This window comes from Flavobacterium sp. HBTb2-11-1 (assembly GCF_009826975.1).
Taxonomy (GTDB): Bacteria; Bacteroidota; Bacteroidia; order Flavobacteriales; family Flavobacteriaceae; genus Flavobacterium.
In genome coordinates this window covers 88,303-108,441 of the sequence record NZ_WUMO01000006.1, presented here as the reverse complement: position 1 = coordinate 108,441, position 20,139 = coordinate 88,303, and the positions used below count along the sequence as shown (strand labels likewise).

Here is a 20,139-nt window from a genome sequence, read left to right as displayed (position 1 = left end):
TTATTTTTTTTTGAAAAAATCTTTTAATATCCTTGCTGTAAAAATCTGCGCCCCTGCATCGTTCATGTGTCCACAAGTTGAAAAATATTTATCTTCTACAACTACATTTTCATAGTTATGAATCTCTGGATAGACTCTTTTTACCTTTTCAAAATAATTCATCCCAGCAGTATTTTCACAAATAGGAGTCATTACTGGAATAAATTTTATATGATGTTCTTTGCAAATTTTTCTAATCTCTTCATAATATTTGTTCCGATTTAACGGGTTCAAATTGACAATATTATTTTTCATATTGCCATTTTTATGTTTTTCAAGAGGATAATAACCTAAATTATCTTGTGCATTTGTTTTTTTACCAATAGAAATGAAAAAAAATTCTCTAAATCCGATCTTACTGTCGTATTTGATATATCTATAAAAAGGAAGATAATATAGCTCATTAAAATCTGATTCTTTAGAGAAATGATCTTTTATGATTTCTGAGTTATGAATGTATGGCAAGAATCTCGCTGAAATTCCTTCAGCTTGATGATCGTTAGAAAGATTTAAGTCAGCCTCAAGGATAACATTCTTGATTTCATATTTTCTTTCAATCATTAATTTTAGCATTAAAGAGGCTTCAAATAAATGTCCTCCACTCATTCCGTAATTAAATGTTTCTAGCCCTTTATCTTTAAACATTTGAGCTACAAAATGATTGTTTGCTCTTGAAGAGCCTAGAATCACAACATCGTACTTTTTAGCGTCAGAATTGAAAACTTTCTCAATTTTTCCTCTTTTATTAGATTGCATAAAGGCATAGGTATAGATTCCGTCTAATAGAAATGCTATTAACACAGTCATTAAAACAATTGTAGCTGTATAAATTAAAAATTTCTTCATTAAAACTGAAAATATATAAATTCTTTATAATCTGAGAAAGTTCCAAAAGCCATTATCGCTAAAATGGCTAAAGCTGTTTTTAAGAGGCTCATTTTTCCTGAAAGCGGTTCTATTTTTGAACGATTATTCCATTCGATTAAAACAAACACCCCAATCATCAATAACAGTTCATAACTATAACGTTCATTATCGAGATACTGAAAACTAAAATCTTTACTAGTTATAATGCGTTTTAGATATGAAACCGCATCTGTTATCGTTCTTGCCCTAAAAAAGACCCATGCTATACAAGTTAATATGAATGTATAAAATATGCTGGCAAATACCTTTACAGAATCAAAATTGAATTTCAATTGAATTGTATCCATATTGTTTCGATTGCTGTTTGATAAAAGTAAGAGTAGAAAGTAGACTGCATTTATAAATCCCCAAGCAATGTATGTCCAATTTGCTCCATGCCAAAAGCCACTGACTACAAAAATTATAAAAGTGTTTCTAATTTTCATCCAGAGCCCACCTTTGCTCCCTCCCAATGGTATATATAAATAATCTCGAAACCATGATGAAAGTGAAATATGCCAGCGGCGCCAAAATTCTGCAATGTCTCTCGAAAAATAGGGATAATTAAAATTCCTTAACAGATCTAAACCGAATAATTTCGAAACTCCTAAAGCAATATCTGAATATCCTGAGAAATCTCCATAAATCTGAAAAGCGAAATAAATAGCTCCAACTATAAGTGAGAAAGAATTCATTGAAGTATAATTATCAAAAATGGCATTTGCATAAGGTGCACATGTATCTGCAATAACTACTTTTTTAACTAGTCCCCAAATGATTTGATAAACACCTTCTTTAGCTATCTGAAAATCGAATTCTCTTTTTACTTTAACCTGAGGCAATAAATGAGTTGCTCTTTCTATAGGCCCAGCAACGAGAAGTGGAAAGTAACTTACAAACAAAGAATAATCCACAAAATTGTATTCAGCTTTTATTCTTTTAAAATAAATATCTATTACATACGAAAGTCCGTGAAATGTATAAAATGAAATTCCAACAGGAAGAATAACATTCAGCAAAAGAGGGTTTGCTTTAAATCCAGCTAAAGTCAGTAATTCTGCGAAAGAAGAAGCGAAGAAATTATAATATTTAAATAACCCTAAAAAACCAAGATTTACTGTGATGCTGAGCCAAAACCAAAAATTTCGGCTTTTCTGAGATCTTCCTTTTTCAATTTGAATTCCAGTATAATAATCTAGAAAAGTTGAAAAAACTAATAAGAATAAAAATCTCCAATCCCAGCAAGAGTAGAAGTAATAGCTCGCAACAATTAACAATGCATTTTGCGTGCTTTTGTTTTTATTAAAAACAAACCAATATAAGAAGAAAACAATTGGCAGAAAAAGAGCAAAAGCTATAGAGTTAAAAAACATAAATATTCTTAAAATTGGATTGTATTTTTAATGTGCTAAAATATCTATAAATGCGCGCAAAGCTAATGATTAATTTTTTATAATTTTATTAGCTATAAAAACTATAAATCAGAAAAAATATTCTCTTTTAAAAGGAGCTTTTTTACGACAAACTCTTCTGTCATTTCCATAGATTCTTTAGTTGCTCCCGCTATGTGAGGCGTAATAAGAACATTAAAATTTTGTTTGGCTAAATCAACCAACGGATTCACTATTAATTTTTCTCCTTTTAATTCATCTTCCAAAACGTCTGATGCGACACCACCAATATTACCATGCTCAATTAATCTTGCAATTTCGTTTTCATCCCAAATGCCTCCTCTAGAAGTATTGATTAATAATGCTTCTTTTTTTACAAAAGACAATAATTCTTTATTAATAAATTTTTCGTTTTCTACAGAAAATGGAATGTGTATCGAAATAATATCAGCCCAACTAAACAGTTCTTTAGGTGTAGTAAATTTCAGAAATTCACTCTCTACATTTTTAACATCAAAATAGCCAATCTTCATTCCAAAAGCTTTAGCAAAATCAGCAACTTGTACGCCAACTCGCCCTAGGCCTAAAATCCCTATTTTTTTCTCTTTTAGATTCGTATTAATAAACAAATTTCTATTCCATCCTCCATTTTTCACATGTTCAAAAGAACTTGGGATTTTTTTTATTAATGCAAGTAGTAATGCCCATGTATGTTCTGCTGTCGATGGTATACTTTTTAAGAAATCTATTTCACCTTTTAGTGAAATTACCACACCTCCCAAATTTTCAAAATAATCTACATCTACGTGATCGAGCCCCGTTGTGGCAGTTAATATATATTTTAAGTTACCTGCTTTATCTAAAATTTCTTTATCAATTACAAATCCAAGCCTTATAAAAACAGCATCAACACTAGAAATCTCAAGTTTCAATTCCGCTCGATCCTTTATTTTTATAGATCTTACTTCAAAGACTTGGTTTAAAATTGCTAATGCCTTTTTACTAAAGTTATCAGGTTCAGTTATTAATAGTTTCTTTTTTCCAGTCTTCATATAAAAGTGTTGCTAATTTGAAATCTCTCATTGTATCTATATTAACTAACCAATCTGGGTTCATTGCATAAGCTAATTTTTTTTCGACCATAAAAGTTTTTTGTGACACAAAAGCTTTAGTTCTTACTGCATAAAAACACCCATTCCTATAGAATACAGGTTTCAAATCTTGTCTTCTCATATTTTCTCCAATGCCAATTAATGGAGTTAATTCATCATTCTCCATTAGATTGTACATTCTTGCCGGATGTATATCATTCATTGGTACTACGCTAATTATACCGTCAATTTCTGTTCTATCAATTAACAGATTAACAATATTATTCAAATCTGAATAGGTTCGTAATGGTGATGTTGGCTGTAATAAAACTATAAGATCAAAATCTTCATCATATTCTTGAAGCATGTATTCTACAGTTTCTACAACATTACTATTATCTTCAGCTAAATAAGCTGGTCTTTTCATTACATCAATATCATATTGCCTCCCTATAGCAGCAATTTTTTCATCATCAGTTGATAATACAATTTTAGACACACAGTTAGACTGAATAGCACATTCTATTGCGTGTGCAACTAATGGTTTTCCTCCAAGTTCTTTAATATTTTTTCCTGGTACTCCCTTCGAACCTCCTCGGGCTGGAATCACTGCTAGAACCTTCATATTAATACATTATTGTTTTGTGAAATTGCAGAGGAACTTTTGTTAATAATTCTGCTATTTTGATGCCTGCTTTTCCATCTCCATATATAGATGATGAAACAATTTTTCCTTTCTCGACAGAATCTACAATTGCTTTTTCTATCTCTTCCTGCGAATAATCAACATCTACACTATTTCCTCCTCGATCTCTTCTATTCTGACGAGAACCAATATTTACTACCGGAACTCCTAAATAAGCGCATTCACGTATTCCCACGCTAGAATTTCCTATCAGACAATCGCTATGCATTAACAACTGCAAAAAATCTTTACCTTCCATATTCTTAAAAAAATGAACATTTGGCAAGTGACGCTGTTCCCTAAAAGCACGAATTCCTGTTGATGTCCCATCTGCTCCTGCATCTACATTTGGCCAAAACCATAATGTAGGTTTATTTAATTTATACACTGCTTCAAGTGTAGCTTCTACATGTTTTCTAGAATCCTTATATTCGGTTGTTACAGGATGCTGCATGACCACCAAATAACCTTCAGATAAATCAGGCTTTGCTCCGACACCACCATATTTTTCATAAGGATCAAATGGGAGTTTTTTGCTATTTATTATTTCTGAGGCTAAGTCAATTGAAGGACACCCTGTATTGAAAACCATTTCAGAATCTTCACCCAATTTTATAACTCTTTCTCTAGCACTTTCAGAAGCTACAAAATGATAATCAGCTAATTTTGTAATAGCATGACGTACTTTTTCATCAATATTCCCTGTGACTTCTCCTCCTTGAATATGTGCTAAAGGAATATTCATATAAGAAGCTGCAACAGCAGTTGCCATAGTTTCAAATCTATCAGCAACAGTTACAACAATATCCGGTTTTAGATTATCAAAAACAGTAGAAAGCTCCAAAATTCCGATTCCTGTAGTCTTAGCCGCCGCGGTTAGATTTTCTCCTTCTAAAACATTAAAAACTTTAGCCGCAATCACAAAACCATCCTTTTCGATATAATTTACTGCGCTACCATAACGATCTAATAGGGCCGATGCGGCGATGATTAATTGCAATTCTAAATTTGGATGTTCTTGAATTGCAGACAATACTGTTTTTACTCGACTGTAAGATGGACGTGCCGTAATCACAACAGCTATTTTTCTTTTTTGCATTTTGAATAATTATATTTTAACAAACCGAGATAAAAAAGAATCTAATTTTAGAAAAGATCCGTTTCATTTAAGAAATCCCATTGTTTCAAATCTTTGTTTAAAGTTTTTCCTACTACATCTTGAAAACGTAAAGCATCTATTCCAAAACCTTTTGGTTTTTTTGACTCTAAATCATCAAAAGTCAAAACATGATTTTTAGGGAGATTTTTATTTATGGCCAATGATTTCTCAAAAATTTGTTTTAATGAAGAAAAATTTTGATTATCGTTTTTATCAATAGGACTAGACAATGCACTCGCAATATTTCTTACTGCCGACACTAATTCTTTTGTTTCTGAAATAGTTAATGACGATTTTGAATCTGGCCCGAAGATTGCCCGATCAAAAACAACATGAAATTCCAAAATACTTGCTCCTAAAGAAGTCGCCGCTATACATGTTTCTATTTTTGCTGAATGATCAGAAAAACCAATGGGCACATTATAACGATTTTTCAATTCTTCGATTACGTTTAACCCATATTCTTCAGGTTTGGTTGGATATGAGGTAGTGCATTGGAGAATGGAAAACTCAACATTTCTTTCTTTTAAAAATTCAACTGTTTTATCTAGTTCTTCATAAGAACTCATACCTGATGATAAAATTAGAGGTTTTCCTGTACGGGCAATTTTTTCTAAAATCAGAAAATTATTAACCTCGCCAGAACCAATTTTGTATTGTTCCACTCGTAGTTTTTCCAACCAATCAACTGCCAAATTACTAAAAGGTGAACAAATAAATTGTAAACCTACCTCATCACAATGTTTTTTTATTCCCTTCCATTGTTCTAAGGAAAACCCCATTCGTTTCCAATAATCGAATCTTGATTGATCCTCTAATGAAAATTTTACACGAAAAGGTTCATGTTCACTACTTTCAGCTTCCGCAATATGCATTTGAAATTTCACAGCATCAATACCTGTCTGAGCTAGAACATCTATATATGAATGCAGAATTCCAAGACTACCTTCATGTGCCTGACCTATTTCTGCAATAATAAATGGTTTCGAATTTGATTTCACCTTATTGTTTTCTGTTTTTTATGGATGGATTCATTATCTACAATCTACTTTTGGGTTACTCACAAACAATATAATCAATTTGGTTATATGTGAATCAAAAAGGAGGCTGTGAGATATTAGAGTTACTCTACGACCAAGAAAAATATTTTTCACTTTTGCGTTAATAATTTAAAGGATTTGGCAAGCCTAATCTTTTTAAAATAAAAGGTCTTGTTTTTTTATTATAAGCTAAACGCAAAATAAACAAACCAATTTTTCTTGAAAAAAAGCCAATTTTTCTATCTTTAATTTCATTAATATCAATTCCATTAGAAGTTTCTTCAGTTAAATTAGAAAAAAGATCACTCATCCACTGTTCTTTTTTATTACCCATATGGAAAGCATAATTTTTTCTTGTCGCAAGCCTTAAATAACCAAGATTATCATTTGGTGCATCTATAAATTTTGATTCGACACCGCCTACTATTTTTATGAAAGCTGGTTCATTTGTGCCTTTATCAAAAACATCTCTTTTGATAGTGGCTACAAAATGTCCGCATCCAACAACTGCTTCTCCAGATTTTTTTTTATTGTTCAGAACTAAATATTTCTCCAAATGAACAGATTTATATATCAATTCTTTATTACCTAAACTCACATCGAATTTATGCATTGCTTCTGGGTCAAGTACTTTTTGAAATCTTAATTTTCCATTAAACATCCCATAAAACCATGTGCTTGAAGTAAAATTTGTTAGTGCCCTGCTATTTGGCACAGGACCAACCATACCTGCTTCTGGAAAATGAACAAACACATCTTCGACGGCAGCCTGCCAACCCTGTTCAAATAAAACATCTGCATCTGTGATCGTAATCAATGGCTCCAAATTACCTTTAGAGCCTGCCAAAATAGCGTTAATTTTCCCTAAATTTTCTTTCGAATGAAAAACTTGGTCAATGTAAATTGACCTTTCAAATTCTGCATCAATAAAATCCTTTACAGCTGGATGACAATTATTATTATAAATTGTAATTCGTGTTTTTGTATGCACTGTTTTTAAGAGAGATTGCAAACATAGCTTGAAGATCTCAAATGCTTCTTCAAAATATCCTTCGAAATGAGGAATGTAAACAGGAATTATTATTCTATGATAATTTTCAATCGTAAGATTCTTGTTCTCTTTTTCAGGATTAATTCCTATTCTCATAATACTCTACTAATTTTTTAATTCCATTTTCTAAAGAAATTAATTCTCTTCCTAAAAGAGCTTTCATTTTTGTCGTATCAGGACATCTTCTTAGCATATCTCCCTCTTCTAGAGCAGGTAAGTAAATAATTTCTGATTTAGAATTTGTGATAGTAATAATTTTTTGCGCTAAATCTAAAATAGCTATTTCAATGTCACTTCCAACATTCAAAACATCATTTACACATTTATCTTCCATCAATGCTTTTATGCATGTATCAATATTATCTTCTACATAACAAAAAGATCGTGTTTGCAAACCGTCACCGTATAAATAAATAGGTTCATTTTTAAGAGCGGCTTTAACAAAACGAGGCACTACAAAATCCTCACTTTGATTTGGTCCATATGTGTTAAAAAAACGAAAAATAGTATATTCCAAACCATATTCTTGATAATAAGATCTAAAAAAAGCTTCTCCAATATTTTTTACGATTGCATATGGCAAACGAGAGTTTAAAGGAGTGGTTTTTTCATTTTGAGGAATTTCGAACGGTTCACCATAAACTTCTGATGAACTCGAATAAAAAACTCTTTTTACTCCAGAGTTTTTTGAAAGAGAAAGTATATTTTTTATCCCTTCTATATCATTTAAAACTAAAATAGGATTTTCTAAAGTTCTTTTAACGCCAACAACAGCTGCATAATGAAAAACAAAATCAAAATTGTATCTTCCAAAAATTGGCACAATATCATTATAATTATTAGCATCAGCCTTAATAAAAACAATATTTTCTCGTTTGGGAATTTTATTGACATTACCTGTCGACAGGTTATCTATTATTACAATTTGACAGCTTGCATCTTCCGCTAATTTGCTTGCCATTGCACTTCCTACATTTCCGGCACCGCCAGTTATAAGTATTGTTTTCATTATTTTTATTCGATATAAAAAGTTTAGATTTGAGTATTGATTTTTCTGTAAGAATAGATAATACTAATGATTAATAAAATATTTTGCTAGCAATAGAAGGATCTCAAATTTGGATTAATCTAACTCGCATTTATAAACTCGCTTGAAGATTTCGATACATATTTATTACTTTCTGTTGATTATCCCTATATTCTAATTTTTCTTGAGCTATTTTTTCATTTATCGTATATGCATTCCTCAACATTTCTTTATTCACAATGGCCTGATTTATTAGTCCAGAAATTAAATCAACATTTTCAGGGTCTTCGATCAAAAGTCCATTAATGCCATTTTCTATAATTTCAGCCGAAACATTTCCTGGATTTGATTGAATAGGAAAAGCCCCCATTGCGATTGCTTCTAATAAGGTGTTTGCCATTCCATCTGAAATGCTATTCCCAATATACAAAAGTGATTTGCCCATTAATTGCATTACTTGATTTTGCGACAAATCATTCCTACCAAATGTTACGAATGGAAGATTATTTTGCTTTACATAGTCTACAACCTGTTGGTGTGCTCCGAAAAGAACCACTTCACATTCTGATAACACAGGAAGACATTGCTGTAAAGCTTTTACGACATTAATTGATCTTCCAAATCGATGCTGATAGCCTTTTACAAGAATTATTTTCCTTTTTGAAAAATCAAGTTTCAAATTTTCCAGATCTTTTAATTTATAACCTGTTCCTCCTGGGATTATTCCTACATGTTTTCCCTTAAAACCTAAATCTTTAGCGATTTGATAATCTCTTAAACAATCTGTGTGAATAAAATTTATTCTTGAGAGAGCTTTTTTAATTTTTATATTATGTCTTTTTATATTTTGATAATAAAACAAATCACTACCCCAGCAAGAGTATATCCACTTGATTTCTGGAAACTTATACATTGTTTTAATTATTGGATAAGAACAAGACTGCATTTCAAAACTATGAATAATATCTGGATTAATTTCTTTTATAATCTTTTCTAAAACTTCATTTTCTGTAGTTGCGAGATAAGGATAAATTAAGCGATAAAAATTGGGCAGTTTTTTTGACATCCAAAATTCTCCCTTAATGTATGGTAATTTTCTTTTTGAAGTGTTCAAAATCTGGTTAACTGTGCCTTTTGTCTCAATCTGTCCTCTCCCTAATATATCATACCAATAAAGGTCGTGTTCAGATTCTTCTAAATTTTCTATCCAGCGCGCAGCATGAATTGAGTTTAGTGAGATAAGTAAGATTTTCATACAAAATTGTTTTTCTATTTTTTTTAACACATCCATTTTCAAATCGAGAAATAGCGCATACATTATTGTCTTCTGTGAGTGCAACACATTACAAGGCATTAATTTATTTGTATTGCTCTAAATTTCACTTTGTTTTCTTAATGAATATATGTTTAATAAATCGGAACGGAGCTAAGATTAATTTTCCAATTTTATAATTAATGGATTTTCGAAGATTGTGTGTTGCCTTCTCTAAAATTTCTATTTTCAGAAAAGTTTCATTTATCATTAACTCATGATTCGCAATCCATAAATCTTGATGCTTTAAATAAATATATTTCCATAATTCATATCTATGAAATTTATTTGCTTCAGAATTTCTTGACACCTTTTTTATTCTGTAATTAAACAGAAATTCTTCTATAACAATAATTTCCCAGCCAGCTTTAGCAACAGACAAATTAAATTCCCAGTCTTCATATCCCGTTCTCATTTGTACATCATATCCCCCTGTATCCTGCCAGCATTTTTTTCTAAAAAGTGTATTTCCTGACACATTATTTTGCACCAAAAAATCTTCAACACGACCACCTTTCGGCCTATATGTTTCTACAACTTTTTTATCAATAAAAGCTTTAATCCAGCAACCAACCAAACCAACTTTCTCACTTTTCTCAAGTAATTTTAAAGCTTTAGCAATAAATACAGACTCAAAATAATCATCAGCATCTAGAGTTAAAATAAAATCTCCTTTAGCGCGCTCTATGCCATTATTTCTTGCAACACTAGGACCTGCATTTTCTTGATAAATTATAGTTACATTTTCCTGAATAATGTTTTTTAGAACTTCTTTCGTTTGTATATCAGATCCATCATCAATAATAATAATCTCAACATTTTTATATGTTTGATTATTAATTGACCTTATAGCTTCATTTATATATTTGTAATCATTGTAACATGGTATAATTACTGAAACAAGTACGTCCATATTATTGAGCTAAATATTTTTTGTCTACTTCGCTGCTTTGCAAAGAACTTATCATAATGCTTTTTTTATCGATTTTTTAAAATATTTTTCAACTTTATAACTACCTCTATTAATTAAAATAAAGAGACATGAGCTTAAAAAAAATTCAATTCCTATTTTTTTGTTTATTATAAAGAATGACATACTAGCTTTTCGTAAAATAAAAAAACTTTTTTTTAAATGTTTTTGCTCTAACCCTCTATAAAATGAATGTACTATAATCAAACAATATTGGCCAATTAACTCTAAATCATTCAATTGAATACTTTTTTTCAAATTCTCAACTGCAATTATCGTTCTAGATTCCTCAAATAGTTTTACATAACTAAAGTTTGCAGCACTTTTTGTTTTAATGTGCTGGCGATACAAAAACAATGGTTTATTTAAGATTTTAAACTTTTCTGGGCTCAAATTATAGAATAATCTTGAAAAAAGTTCTGTTTCTTGGCCTCTTGTAATAGTAACGTTAAACAATTCTTTATTATTTAAGAAGCTTCTTCTAAAAAGAATCGACGGAGTAAGTATTTGAAGTTTCCATAAAACATAGTCTTTAAATAAGTAAGATTTTATTTTTAAATCTATATTTTCCAATGCGTTCAGGTTTTGATCGGTATAAATTCCTGAGCAGATAACTAGATCAATCTCTTCAGAAAACAGTTCGAGCTTTTCGCTAAGAAAAGTATCGATCATTATGTCATCATCATCAAACCAGTTAACAAACTCACCTTTGCCTAATTCAAATCCATAATTTCTAGAAGCGTTCCCACCAGGTTTTCTATCGGAGGGGCGATCATGAAATTGAAAACGACTATCTTTTTTTACATATCTATTAACTACTTCTACAGTACTATCCGTTGAACCATCATCAACAATAATGCATTCCCAATTTTGATAATTTTGTTTTAGTACACTATCTAGTGTCTCACCTATTAAATGTGCACGGTTGAAAGTTGGGATTATTATTGAGATTAATGGATTATTCATTTAACTATAGAAAAGATGGTTTTATTTTTTTACTTTCATTTTTGTTTTTTAAGATATTCTCCTTATCTAATTGGTTTAAAATCCTGATTTTCAAAATATTCTTTTTAATAGCTCTTGTATTCAAAAAAACAATAGACCTTGCAAATGCAAGAAAATTTATTTTATATTCACTTTGAAAACCATAATTATTAGATGGATCAGAAAATTTTAAAACTAATGATCTTTGATAAAGTACCTCTTCATCTTGAAAATATATATTGCTATGTAAAGCAGTATCTCTATCATGAAAAATAGTAGAAGTAGGTAATACACCTAACTTAAAAGAATGGAATTTAATTCTTTGTATGTAGTTATCGTCTTCTCCGTAATGGAAAAAAGAAGGATTAAACCCGCCAACTTTTTCTATACATTCTCTTGAAATCAGCCAAGCAGCGGCATTAACAAAATCAGCTTCGTAAATAGTCGTTTTTATACTCTTTAAATAAATGTCCGAGTATATATTTTTACACCTTGAAGGGTTTATATATAATGAAAATTTATAGTCTAAAGCATCTCCTCTACCATTTAAATGCATTGGGCTAACAATTCCATATTGCGGTTCTTTCTGATACGCAACAATAAGATTTAGTATAGTATCTCGCTCGATCCAAGCATCTTGATTTAATAAAAAAACAAAATCAACATTCTGTCTTAGCGCGTAACTTATCCCTAGGTTATTTGCTTTTCCAAATCCTAGATTTTTAGTTTGTTCGAATAGAAGTACATTATTGAAATTATTTTTTATAAATGAAACAGTATCATCAGTACTATTATTGTCTACTACAATTATGGATAGCGGAATAGTACTATCCATTAAGCTAGCCAGACATTTCTCAATCCATTTCATTCCATTGAATGTAACTATTACAACTCCAACTCTTTTATCTTTCATTCGATTGCGTCTAATCCTCGTAATAATAAATTAAGATCTAGATTATTTATTTCTAGCCATTTCCTAGAATTTTTCCCTGAGATTCCATCTAATAAACTACCAAAATCAAATAAAAAAACATTTTGATTTTGGTCCCAAATTCTTTTCATCAATGGCCTACCTGAGCACCCCATTGCAATAGTTATTACAAAAAAGCCATCATTTGCTGAAATTAAGTTCAGTACCTCATTTTCAATTCTATCAATTTCTGCATAAGCATCTTTTTCAGGAGTTCTTACATGCACTGTTTTACATCCAAAAAGCAATTCTTTTAGATCCATATCCACTGATTGATTTCCAACAAATATTTTAGTATATTTTTTTAAAGTTTTTAAAAATGAATTTGCTCTTAAAACATTATTCGTAGAACTAAAATGTAAAGCGACTGGACTATATATTCTACAACCTACAAAATATATAAAGCAATCAGTAAATAATTTTAATGCAAGTTTATCTTCATTTTTGTGATTTCCCTTTGACATTCCTTTTTCGTACCCAAATCTATCCGAATGTATTGCTAGACATTTGTAAATATGCGAACCTTGCATCAAAAAGACTTCTTTCATTTCTTCTGAAAGCTTTTTATTATTTGTTTGATAAGAGTCCTTTCCTCCGTTCATCAGAAAAACATCTCCGTCTCCAAATCTTAAATAAGCGCCTCTTTGATTATTTATTATTGAGGATTCAACTTCATCCAAAGTCTCTTTTGTAGATACAATTGAGATAGTATGAGATAAAGACTGTGAAATATCTTGTACAAATAAAGAATAAAATGGAGCTCTAATTATTTCAAAAACTAAAAAACGGAAAGAACTTAAACTTCTTAAAAAAAATCTCTTAATCATCTTTAGTTATTCAGATATGTGCCAATTAGAATGCAAATACATTTTTGCATGTTGTGGTAAAGCTTTGGTTCTTTTTGAATAATTACTTTGTTCCAACACGAAAGAAAAAAAATTCTTAATTTCATACAAACCTTGTGTTTGAGCTATTCCTACCCAAAGATTTATAGAATAATACCCCGGTATAAATAGTAATTCTGCTGTTTCAATTTCAATGTTTAAAAAATCACCAGTTCCTAATTTATAAATATAGAACCCATCGTCTTCATTTGTTAAGTGGGAAACCAATTCTCCATTTCTGTTAATCACATCAAAAGCAATCGATACATCGTCTAAATTATCTTTTATTAGAAACTGTAATTTCATTTTAATTTTTTGTCCTAAAAATAATGCAGCTCCACTATTGATAAGCTTGCCATTAACTTCAAAGTTTGAAGCTCTAACTTCAATTTTATTTGCATAATCTTTATGGGCAGCCTCATCTTTAAATGTTTCTGAGAAAACTTCAGAATAATAATTTATGCTATCTTCAATACCACCCTCAAAGATTACTTTTCCAAATTGCATCACTATGCCTTTAGTACACAAGCTTTTAACTGCAGCCATATTATGACTAACAAATAAAACAGTTCTACCCTGTCCTTTAGAGATATCTTGCATTTTCCCAATTGCCTTTTTCTGAAATTCAGCGTCACCAACCGCCAAAACCTCATCTACTACCAAAATTTCAGGTTCAAGAAAAGCAGCAACAGCAAATGCCAAACGAACAGTCATTCCAGAGCTATATCTTTTTACAGGAGTATCAATATAACGTTCACATCCTGAGAATTCAATAATCTCGTCTAGTTTTGAGGTAATTTCTTTTTTGGTCATCCCTAAAATGGCTCCATTGAGAAAAACATTTTCTCTTCCAGTCATTTCACCATTAAAACCTGTACCTACTTCTAACAAAGATGCTATTCTTCCGCGGGATTTTATACTACCAGTAGTTGGAGCGGTTACTTTTGAAAGAATTTTTAAAAGTGTAGATTTTCCTGCTCCATTTTTTCCTATAATTCCTATGACCTCACCTCTTTGAACTTCAAAATTAATATCTTGTAGAGCCCAAACATAATCTGAAGTTCCTTTTGTAGAGCGATCGTTAGTATCGCCAATTTTTAAATATGGATTTTCTTTTCCGCGAATTTTATGCCACCATCTATTCAAATCGTGACTTAAAGTTCCAGTTCCAACTTCTCCCAAACGATATTGTTTCGAAATATTTTCGGCCTTTAAAATAATATCTTTCATTTATACGGTATCAATAAAGCTTTTTTCTGTTCTATTAAAAACTAACAATCCAGCAAAAAAGACAACTAACGTAACTGCCATTGTATATACTAACCCTAAAATTGATATCCTCCCAATGTTTAAAAGCATATATCGCGACGTTTCTATTACATAAGCCAATGGGTTATATTCTACAATCCAACCAAATTTTGGAAGCTTTTCTTTTATTAATTCCATTGGATACATTACAGCAGATATATACATTAGTAATTGCACGCCAAAACTAACTAAATTATTTAAATCCCTATATTTTGTAACCATTGAAGAGATCATCATTCCCAAACCTAATCCTAAAATTCCCATAAATGAAATTAAAATTGGGAAAAATAATATTGATATATTAAGGCTTAGGTCAGCTCCTCGAAAATAAAACAAAATGTAAAAGAAAATAAATATTCCAAATTGAATTCCAAATTTGATCAAGTTTGAGATAACTATTGATAAGGGTGTTATAATTCTTGGGAAATATACTTTTCCAAATATACTAGCATTAGATTTAAATGTATCTGAAGTCCCATTCAAACAGGCAGTAAAATAATTCCAAACCATGATTCCTCCCAGATTAAATAAAAATGGCGGAATGGATCCTGTCTTAATTCCAGCAACATTATTAAATATTATCGTAAAAGTTATAGAAGTAAACAAAGGCTGGATAAGATACCAAAGTGGTCCTAAAACCGTCTGCTTATAAACTGTAATTATGTCTCTTTTTACAAAGAGCATTAATAAATCTCGGTATTGCCAAATCTCTTTAAAATTTAGCGAAAAGAATTTATTTTTGGGTGTTATTTCAAACAGCCAATCATTTGTGTTTTTAGAATCCATTTAAAAGAACAGAAGATCTTATTTTTAAAAAATTAACAAGATTTTTAACATTTTAAAATTTGTTTAAAAATGTCAAAAGGCGTTTTAAAAAAAAACACCTTTTGCTTATATTGAAATTATTATTTTGCTTTAATATATTATTTGTCTAAAACTTCAAAAGTAGAATTCATACTTTTAAATTCTGGAACAATTTTTTTCATCTTTGCTACTATATCATCATTTTCGTAAAAATCAGCAATGCCAATTAATTCATCAACATCATTATGAAGGGTTTCGTACTCATCTTGAATCTCTTGTGCAATCATGATCTTATTGTGATATGTTGGAAGAGTTTTAGAAGTATCATTCAATAATTCTTCATAAAGTTTTTCTCCAGGTCTTAGACCAACAATTTTAATTTTAATTTCTTTATCTGGTATAAAACCGGCCAATTTAATCATTTTTCGTGCTAAATCAATAATTCTAACGGGTTTACCCATATCAAAAATATAGATTTCTCCACCATTACCCATCGCACCTGCTTCTAATACCAATTGGCAAGCTTCTGGGATTGTCATGAAATAACGAATAATATCTTGATGCGTAATAGTTACAGGCCCTCCTTCTGCAATTTGTTTCGTAAATAAAGGAACAACGGATCCATTTGATCCTAGAACATTTCCAAAACGAGTCGTAATAAATTTAGTACCTCCTTCAACATTTTCTCTTTGATTTTTTAAGAACAAAGATTGAACATATTTTTCAGCGATACGCTTACTTGCGCCCATTACGTTACTTGGATTTACAGCTTTATCTGTAGAAACCATTACAAATTTCTTCACTCGATATTTACAAGCTAAATCCGCAAGGTTTTTAGTTCCTTTTATGTTAGTCTGAATTGCCTGAGCAGGGTTTTCTTCCATCAAAGGAACGTGCTTATATGCTGCAGCATGAAAAACAACATGGGGATTATAGTTTTTAAAAACTTTATCCAATGCTTTTTTGCTTCTAACGTCTGCAATTACAGCAACAATTTTAGTGGTAAAATTCATGGCTTGCGTTTCTAAACATAAATTATGTAAAGGCGTCTCAGCATGATCTAAAACAATAACATTTTTCGGATTGAAATTCAGAACCTGTCTTACAATCTCGCTTCCAATTGAACCAGCAGCTCCAGTAATTAAAATTGTTTTATCTTTTAATTGTTTAGAGATTGATTTGCTATCTAAAACTATAGGTTTTCTTTCTAATAGATCTTCGATCTGTATATTTTTTACTTTCTGAGAAATCTCTTTTTGGTTTTCCCAATCAGATATTAGTGGAACGGTATATACTCTGTAGTTAAACTCTAAACACTGATCAACAATAATTAACTGTTCATCTTTTGTTAAACTTTTGTCAGCAATAATAACTCCCTCAGCTGCAACGGAACGCATAAGGGCTGGAAGTTTTTTTCTTAAAATTAAAATAGGAAGATCCAGCATACGTTTAGACGCATTCTGATTATTCTTATCTACAAATCCAACAATTTTAAATCGTGAAGGAGTTTCAAATTTTAAAGCATTAGCTACTGAAATTGCATTTGCATCTGTACCATAAATAACTGTTCGCACGAGCTTTGTTGTAGCTTTTTCCGAAAAATACATTTCAAAAGTCTGCTTTACAATTACACGATATAAAAACAAACCACAAAAAGACAAAACTAAATTAATAAAAAGAGCAGTATTTAGAAAAGCTTTATGCCCTGTGTATAATTCAAATACTAAATTCACAAATAAGAAAAACACTAAAACTGACATTTGAGAAAAAAGCAGTTTTATGGCGTCAATATATGATGAATGCCTAATAATACCAGAGTAGGTTCTAAAAAGCCAAAAGAAAAATATATTTACTGTTATTAAACTAGCTACAAAATAAAAATCATGGGATGTTATAATATATCCAATCGCCGTTCCATCAAAGAGCAAATAAGTGAATGAAAATGAAAAGAACAAAACCATTACGTCAATTGCAACAATAATCCATCTCGGCAAATAACTCAAATTATTGATATTTGCCCTAAGATTTCTTGGGGAAAAGGTTTTATACAATAAAGACGTTATACTATGTGGTTTTTCTGTATTCAATTTAGCTTTTTTTAAGTCAGTAAAATTTGAACTTTATACAAAAATACAAATTAAAGGTTTTAAATAATTACTTATTTATGCAAATTAAACTTTAACACCTTTTTTCTTTTGTCTTAAAAACTCTAAAAGATACGTTCCGTAACCTGATTTAAGTAGTGGTTGAGCCAGTTCTTCAAGTCTTGCATCATCAATAAAACCTTGTCTCCAAGCAATTTCTTCAATGCATCCTACTTTTAGGCCTTGTCTTTCTTCTAAAACTTGCACAAATTGTCCTGCTTGCATTAAACTATTAAAAGTTCCTGTATCTAACCAAGCAGTCCCTCTGCTTAAAATTCCAACTTTTAATTTTCCTTTTTCAAGATATACTTTATTCACATCTGTAATTTCATATTCACCACGAGCACTTGGCTTAATATTTTTTGCTATCTCTACAACAGAATTATCATAAAAATACAGCCCTGGAACAGCATAATTTGATTTTGGCTCTAAAGGTTTTTCTTCTATCGAAATGGCATTTTTATTTTCGTCAAATTCAACTACTCCGTATCGTTCTGGGTCTGAAACATGGTATGCAAAAACAACTCCTCCTTCTGGATCAGCATTATCTTTTAAAAGTTGTTGCATATTAGTTCCAAAGAAGATATTGTCACCAAGTACTAAAGCCACCTTATCTTTCCCGATAAATTCTTCGCCTATTACAAAGGCTTGAGCTAAACCGTTAGGATTAGGCTGTTCTGCATAACTAAATTTACAGCCAATTGTGCTACCGTCTCCCAGCAATTTTTTAAAATGTGGTAAATCATGTGGTGTGGATATAATTAAAATCTCATTGATTCCAGCCATCATCAAAGTTGACAATGGATAGTAGATCATTGGTTTGTCATAAACGGGCATTAGTTGTTTACTTACCGCTAATGTTAAAGGGTGCAATCTTGTGCCAGAACCTCCAGCTAATATAATACCTTTCATAAAATTAATTTTAGATTTTAGATTTTAGATTTCTCAAGTTTTCTAAAATTCTGATTTTAGGTTTTTAAACAAATATCTTTTTTAAACTTTCTATGTAGTGCGGAACATTAACATTATAAACTTTTTTTATTTTTTCCTTATTTAATAATGAATAACTTGGTCTTTTTGCTGGAGTTGGGTAAGATGAAGATGGAATCCCTCCAACTTTACAATTATACCCTCCAAGCTCTTTAATGCTTAACGCAAATTCATACCAGCTGATTTCTCCTTCATTCGAATAATTATAAATTCCTGGAATCCATTTTGCAGATCCGATAATATCAATCATTGCTTGCGCAAGATCGGCAGCATAAGTTGGAGAACCAATCTGGTCATTTACCACATTAATTTCATCTCTTTCCTGCATTAATCTTTGCATGGTTTTAACAAAGTTATTTCCAAACTTACTGTAAACCCATGAAGTTCTAATTATAATCGATTCAGGATTTTCTTTTAAGCAAGTTATTTCACCAGCCAATTTACTTTCTCCGTAAACATTTATAGGACTAGTCTTAGCTTCTTCAGTTAAAGCAATGGACGAAGAACCATCAAATACATAATCTGTCGAAACATGAATTAATCTAGCATTATTTTCTCTAGCATATTTTGCAATTAACGCTACTGCTAAATGATTTACTTTAAAAGCTAAGTCTTTTTCTGATTCAGCTTTGTCAACAGCTGTATAAGCACCGCAATTTAATATAATATTTGGGTTAATTACTTCTAATTGAGATTGAAGTATTTCTAAATTATCTAATGTAATTTGAGTTCTATCTGCAAATACCCATTCATATTGAGTATGCAAAGGCGCTAAAACTGAAAGTTCAGATCCTAATTGTCCTGTTGCACCAGTTACTAGAATTTTTTTCATTAAAATAAACTATTACAGTTTTCAATAAATGGCAAAATTTGATCTTTTTCCGAAACAATAGCCTCCTCAAGATTCATTCCCCAATCAATCCTTAAAGATGGGTCATCATATTTAATTCCTCCTTCAGAAGCTTTATTATAAAATTGATCACATTTATACATTACTGATGCTGTTTCACTAATCACAGAAAATCCATGTGCAAACCCTTGAGGAACTAACAATTGTTTTTTATTCTCTGCTGATAGTAAAATGCTAAATGATTTTCCATAAGTTGGAGAATCTTTTCGTAGATCTACTGCAACATCAATAATTTCTCCTTCTAAAACACGAACTAATTTTGTCTGTGCAAAAGGAGGATTTTGGTAATGCATTCCTCTTAAAGTTCCTTTCTTTGAAAATGACTGATTATCTTGAACAAATTCAATATCAATGCCTAAATCTTCAAATTTGGTTTTACTATAAGATTCAAAAAAGTAGCCTCTTTCGTCTCCAAATACTGTTGGTTCTACAATTACCAAGTCTTTTATAAATGTTTCTTCGATTTTCATTTTC

19 protein-coding genes are annotated in these 20,139 nt (G+C 30.6%); all 19 read right to left on the bottom strand.

All coding sequences use genetic code 11. From position 1 onward, the window contains the following. Complete coding sequence (locus GR162_RS14525) at positions 1–885, bottom strand: hypothetical protein (protein WP_160782747.1); 885 nt, start codon at positions 883–885, stop codon at positions 1–3. After that, the gene (locus tag GR162_RS14520) at positions 885–2,318 is read right to left on the bottom strand and encodes an MBOAT family protein (RefSeq protein ID WP_160782746.1); all 1,434 of its coding nucleotides are present in this window, start codon (positions 2,316–2,318) and stop codon (positions 885–887) included. Before GR162_RS14520 ends, GR162_RS14525 begins: the two co-directional genes overlap by 1 nt. A gap of 101 nt (positions 2,319–2,419) precedes the next feature. Next, positions 2,420–3,388, bottom strand: coding sequence for a D-isomer specific 2-hydroxyacid dehydrogenase family protein (locus GR162_RS14515; protein WP_160782745.1), 969 nt, complete (start codon positions 3,386–3,388; stop codon positions 2,420–2,422). Next, positions 3,354–4,052, bottom strand: a complete 699-nt coding sequence (locus GR162_RS14510) for a cytidylyltransferase domain-containing protein (protein WP_160782744.1) — start codon at positions 4,050–4,052, stop codon at positions 3,354–3,356. Before GR162_RS14510 ends, GR162_RS14515 begins: the two co-directional genes overlap by 35 nt. A gap of 1 nt (position 4,053) precedes the next feature. After that, on the bottom strand, positions 4,054–5,211 hold the full coding sequence (gene neuC / locus GR162_RS14505; protein ID WP_160782743.1) for a UDP-N-acetylglucosamine 2-epimerase: 1,158 nt from the start codon (positions 5,209–5,211) through the stop codon (positions 4,054–4,056). Between the two features lie 47 nt (positions 5,212–5,258). Beyond that, positions 5,259–6,272: an N-acetylneuraminate synthase family protein gene (locus GR162_RS14500; RefSeq protein ID WP_160782742.1), complete on the bottom strand. Its 1,014-nt coding sequence runs from the start codon at positions 6,270–6,272 to the stop codon at positions 5,259–5,261. A 160-nt stretch (positions 6,273–6,432) separates the two neighbouring features. Continuing rightward, the gene (locus GR162_RS14495) at positions 6,433–7,458 is read right to left on the bottom strand and encodes a glycosyltransferase family 2 protein (protein ID WP_160782741.1); all 1,026 of its coding nucleotides are present in this window, start codon (positions 7,456–7,458) and stop codon (positions 6,433–6,435) included. Continuing rightward, positions 7,442–8,371, bottom strand: coding sequence for an NAD-dependent epimerase/dehydratase family protein (locus tag GR162_RS14490; RefSeq protein ID WP_160782740.1), 930 nt, complete (start codon positions 8,369–8,371; stop codon positions 7,442–7,444). Before GR162_RS14490 ends, GR162_RS14495 begins: the two co-directional genes overlap by 17 nt. 130 nt (positions 8,372–8,501) lie before the next feature. Beyond that, positions 8,502–9,644 carry a glycosyltransferase gene (locus GR162_RS14485; protein ID WP_160782739.1) on the bottom strand — a complete coding sequence of 381 codons (1,143 nt, stop codon included), beginning with the start codon at positions 9,642–9,644 and terminating at the stop codon, positions 8,502–8,504. Between the two features lie 124 nt (positions 9,645–9,768). After that, positions 9,769–10,614 carry a glycosyltransferase family 2 protein gene (locus GR162_RS14480; protein ID WP_160782738.1) on the bottom strand — a complete coding sequence of 282 codons (846 nt, stop codon included), beginning with the start codon at positions 10,612–10,614 and terminating at the stop codon, positions 9,769–9,771. 51 nt (positions 10,615–10,665) lie between these two features. After that, positions 10,666–11,637 carry a glycosyltransferase family 2 protein gene (locus GR162_RS14475; RefSeq protein ID WP_160782737.1) on the bottom strand — a complete coding sequence of 324 codons (972 nt, stop codon included), beginning with the start codon at positions 11,635–11,637 and terminating at the stop codon, positions 10,666–10,668. 4 nt (positions 11,638–11,641) lie between these two features. Continuing rightward, the gene (locus tag GR162_RS14470; protein ID WP_160782736.1) at positions 11,642–12,568 is read right to left on the bottom strand and encodes a glycosyltransferase family 2 protein; all 927 of its coding nucleotides are present in this window, start codon (positions 12,566–12,568) and stop codon (positions 11,642–11,644) included. Then, positions 12,565–13,452 (bottom strand): GT-D fold domain-containing glycosyltransferase, encoded by an 888-nt coding sequence (locus GR162_RS14465; protein ID WP_160782735.1) that lies wholly within the window; start codon positions 13,450–13,452, stop codon positions 12,565–12,567. The genes GR162_RS14470 and GR162_RS14465 overlap by 4 nt, the downstream gene beginning before the upstream one ends. Before the next feature lie 6 nt (positions 13,453–13,458). Continuing rightward, positions 13,459–14,739 carry an ABC transporter ATP-binding protein gene (locus tag GR162_RS14460; protein ID WP_160782734.1) on the bottom strand — a complete coding sequence of 427 codons (1,281 nt, stop codon included), beginning with the start codon at positions 14,737–14,739 and terminating at the stop codon, positions 13,459–13,461. After that, positions 14,740–15,603: an ABC transporter permease gene (locus tag GR162_RS14455; protein WP_160782733.1), complete on the bottom strand. Its 864-nt coding sequence runs from the start codon at positions 15,601–15,603 to the stop codon at positions 14,740–14,742. It abuts the gene before it with no gap. Between the two features lie 137 nt (positions 15,604–15,740). After that, positions 15,741–17,708 (bottom strand): nucleoside-diphosphate sugar epimerase/dehydratase, encoded by a 1,968-nt coding sequence (locus tag GR162_RS14450; protein ID WP_160782732.1) that lies wholly within the window; start codon positions 17,706–17,708, stop codon positions 15,741–15,743. 84 nt (positions 17,709–17,792) lie between these two features. Continuing rightward, the gene (gene rfbA / locus GR162_RS14445; protein WP_160782731.1) at positions 17,793–18,677 is read right to left on the bottom strand and encodes a glucose-1-phosphate thymidylyltransferase RfbA; all 885 of its coding nucleotides are present in this window, start codon (positions 18,675–18,677) and stop codon (positions 17,793–17,795) included. A 64-nt stretch (positions 18,678–18,741) separates the two neighbouring features. Beyond that, positions 18,742–19,587, bottom strand: coding sequence for a dTDP-4-dehydrorhamnose reductase (rfbD, locus tag GR162_RS14440; RefSeq protein ID WP_160782730.1), 846 nt, complete (start codon positions 19,585–19,587; stop codon positions 18,742–18,744). Continuing rightward, a complete protein-coding gene (gene rfbC / locus GR162_RS14435) occupies positions 19,587–20,135 on the bottom strand; it encodes a dTDP-4-dehydrorhamnose 3,5-epimerase (protein ID WP_160782729.1) in 549 nt (182 codons plus the stop codon). The genes rfbD and rfbC overlap by 1 nt, the downstream gene beginning before the upstream one ends. Positions 20,136–20,139 lie beyond the last annotated feature (4 nt).

Bases quoted from the DNA above. Each gene is read 5' to 3' on its own strand.
- GR162_RS14490 (WP_160782740.1), bottom strand. From the start codon at position 8,371: ATGAAAACAATACTTATAACTGGCGGTGCCGGAAATGTAGGAAGTGCA.
- GR162_RS14460 (WP_160782734.1), bottom strand. From the start codon at position 14,739: ATGAAAGATATTATTTTAAAGGCCGAAAATATTTCGAAACAATATCGT.
- GR162_RS14485 (WP_160782739.1), bottom strand. From the start codon at position 9,644: ATGAAAATCTTACTTATCTCACTAAACTCAATTCATGCTGCGCGCTGG.
- GR162_RS14520 (WP_160782746.1), bottom strand. From the start codon at position 2,318: ATGTTTTTTAACTCTATAGCTTTTGCTCTTTTTCTGCCAATTGTTTTC.
- GR162_RS14465 (WP_160782735.1), bottom strand. From the start codon at position 13,452: ATGATTAAGAGATTTTTTTTAAGAAGTTTAAGTTCTTTCCGTTTTTTA.
- GR162_RS14480 (WP_160782738.1), bottom strand. From the start codon at position 10,614: ATGGACGTACTTGTTTCAGTAATTATACCATGTTACAATGATTACAAA.
- rfbA (WP_160782731.1), bottom strand. From the start codon at position 18,677: ATGAAAGGTATTATATTAGCTGGAGGTTCTGGCACAAGATTGCACCCT.
- GR162_RS14525 (WP_160782747.1), bottom strand. From the start codon at position 885: ATGAAGAAATTTTTAATTTATACAGCTACAATTGTTTTAATGACTGTG.
- GR162_RS14495 (WP_160782741.1), bottom strand. From the start codon at position 7,458: ATGAGAATAGGAATTAATCCTGAAAAAGAGAACAAGAATCTTACGATT.
- rfbC (WP_160782729.1), bottom strand. From the start codon at position 20,135: ATGAAAATCGAAGAAACATTTATAAAAGACTTGGTAATTGTAGAACCA.
- GR162_RS14510 (WP_160782744.1), bottom strand. From the start codon at position 4,052: ATGAAGGTTCTAGCAGTGATTCCAGCCCGAGGAGGTTCGAAGGGAGTA.
- GR162_RS14515 (WP_160782745.1), bottom strand. From the start codon at position 3,388: ATGAAGACTGGAAAAAAGAAACTATTAATAACTGAACCTGATAACTTT.
- neuC (WP_160782743.1), bottom strand. From the start codon at position 5,211: ATGCAAAAAAGAAAAATAGCTGTTGTGATTACGGCACGTCCATCTTAC.
- GR162_RS14470 (WP_160782736.1), bottom strand. From the start codon at position 12,568: ATGAAAGATAAAAGAGTTGGAGTTGTAATAGTTACATTCAATGGAATG.
- GR162_RS14475 (WP_160782737.1), bottom strand. From the start codon at position 11,637: ATGAATAATCCATTAATCTCAATAATAATCCCAACTTTCAACCGTGCA.
- GR162_RS14455 (WP_160782733.1), bottom strand. From the start codon at position 15,603: ATGGATTCTAAAAACACAAATGATTGGCTGTTTGAAATAACACCCAAA.
- rfbD (WP_160782730.1), bottom strand. From the start codon at position 19,587: ATGAAAAAAATTCTAGTAACTGGTGCAACAGGACAATTAGGATCTGAA.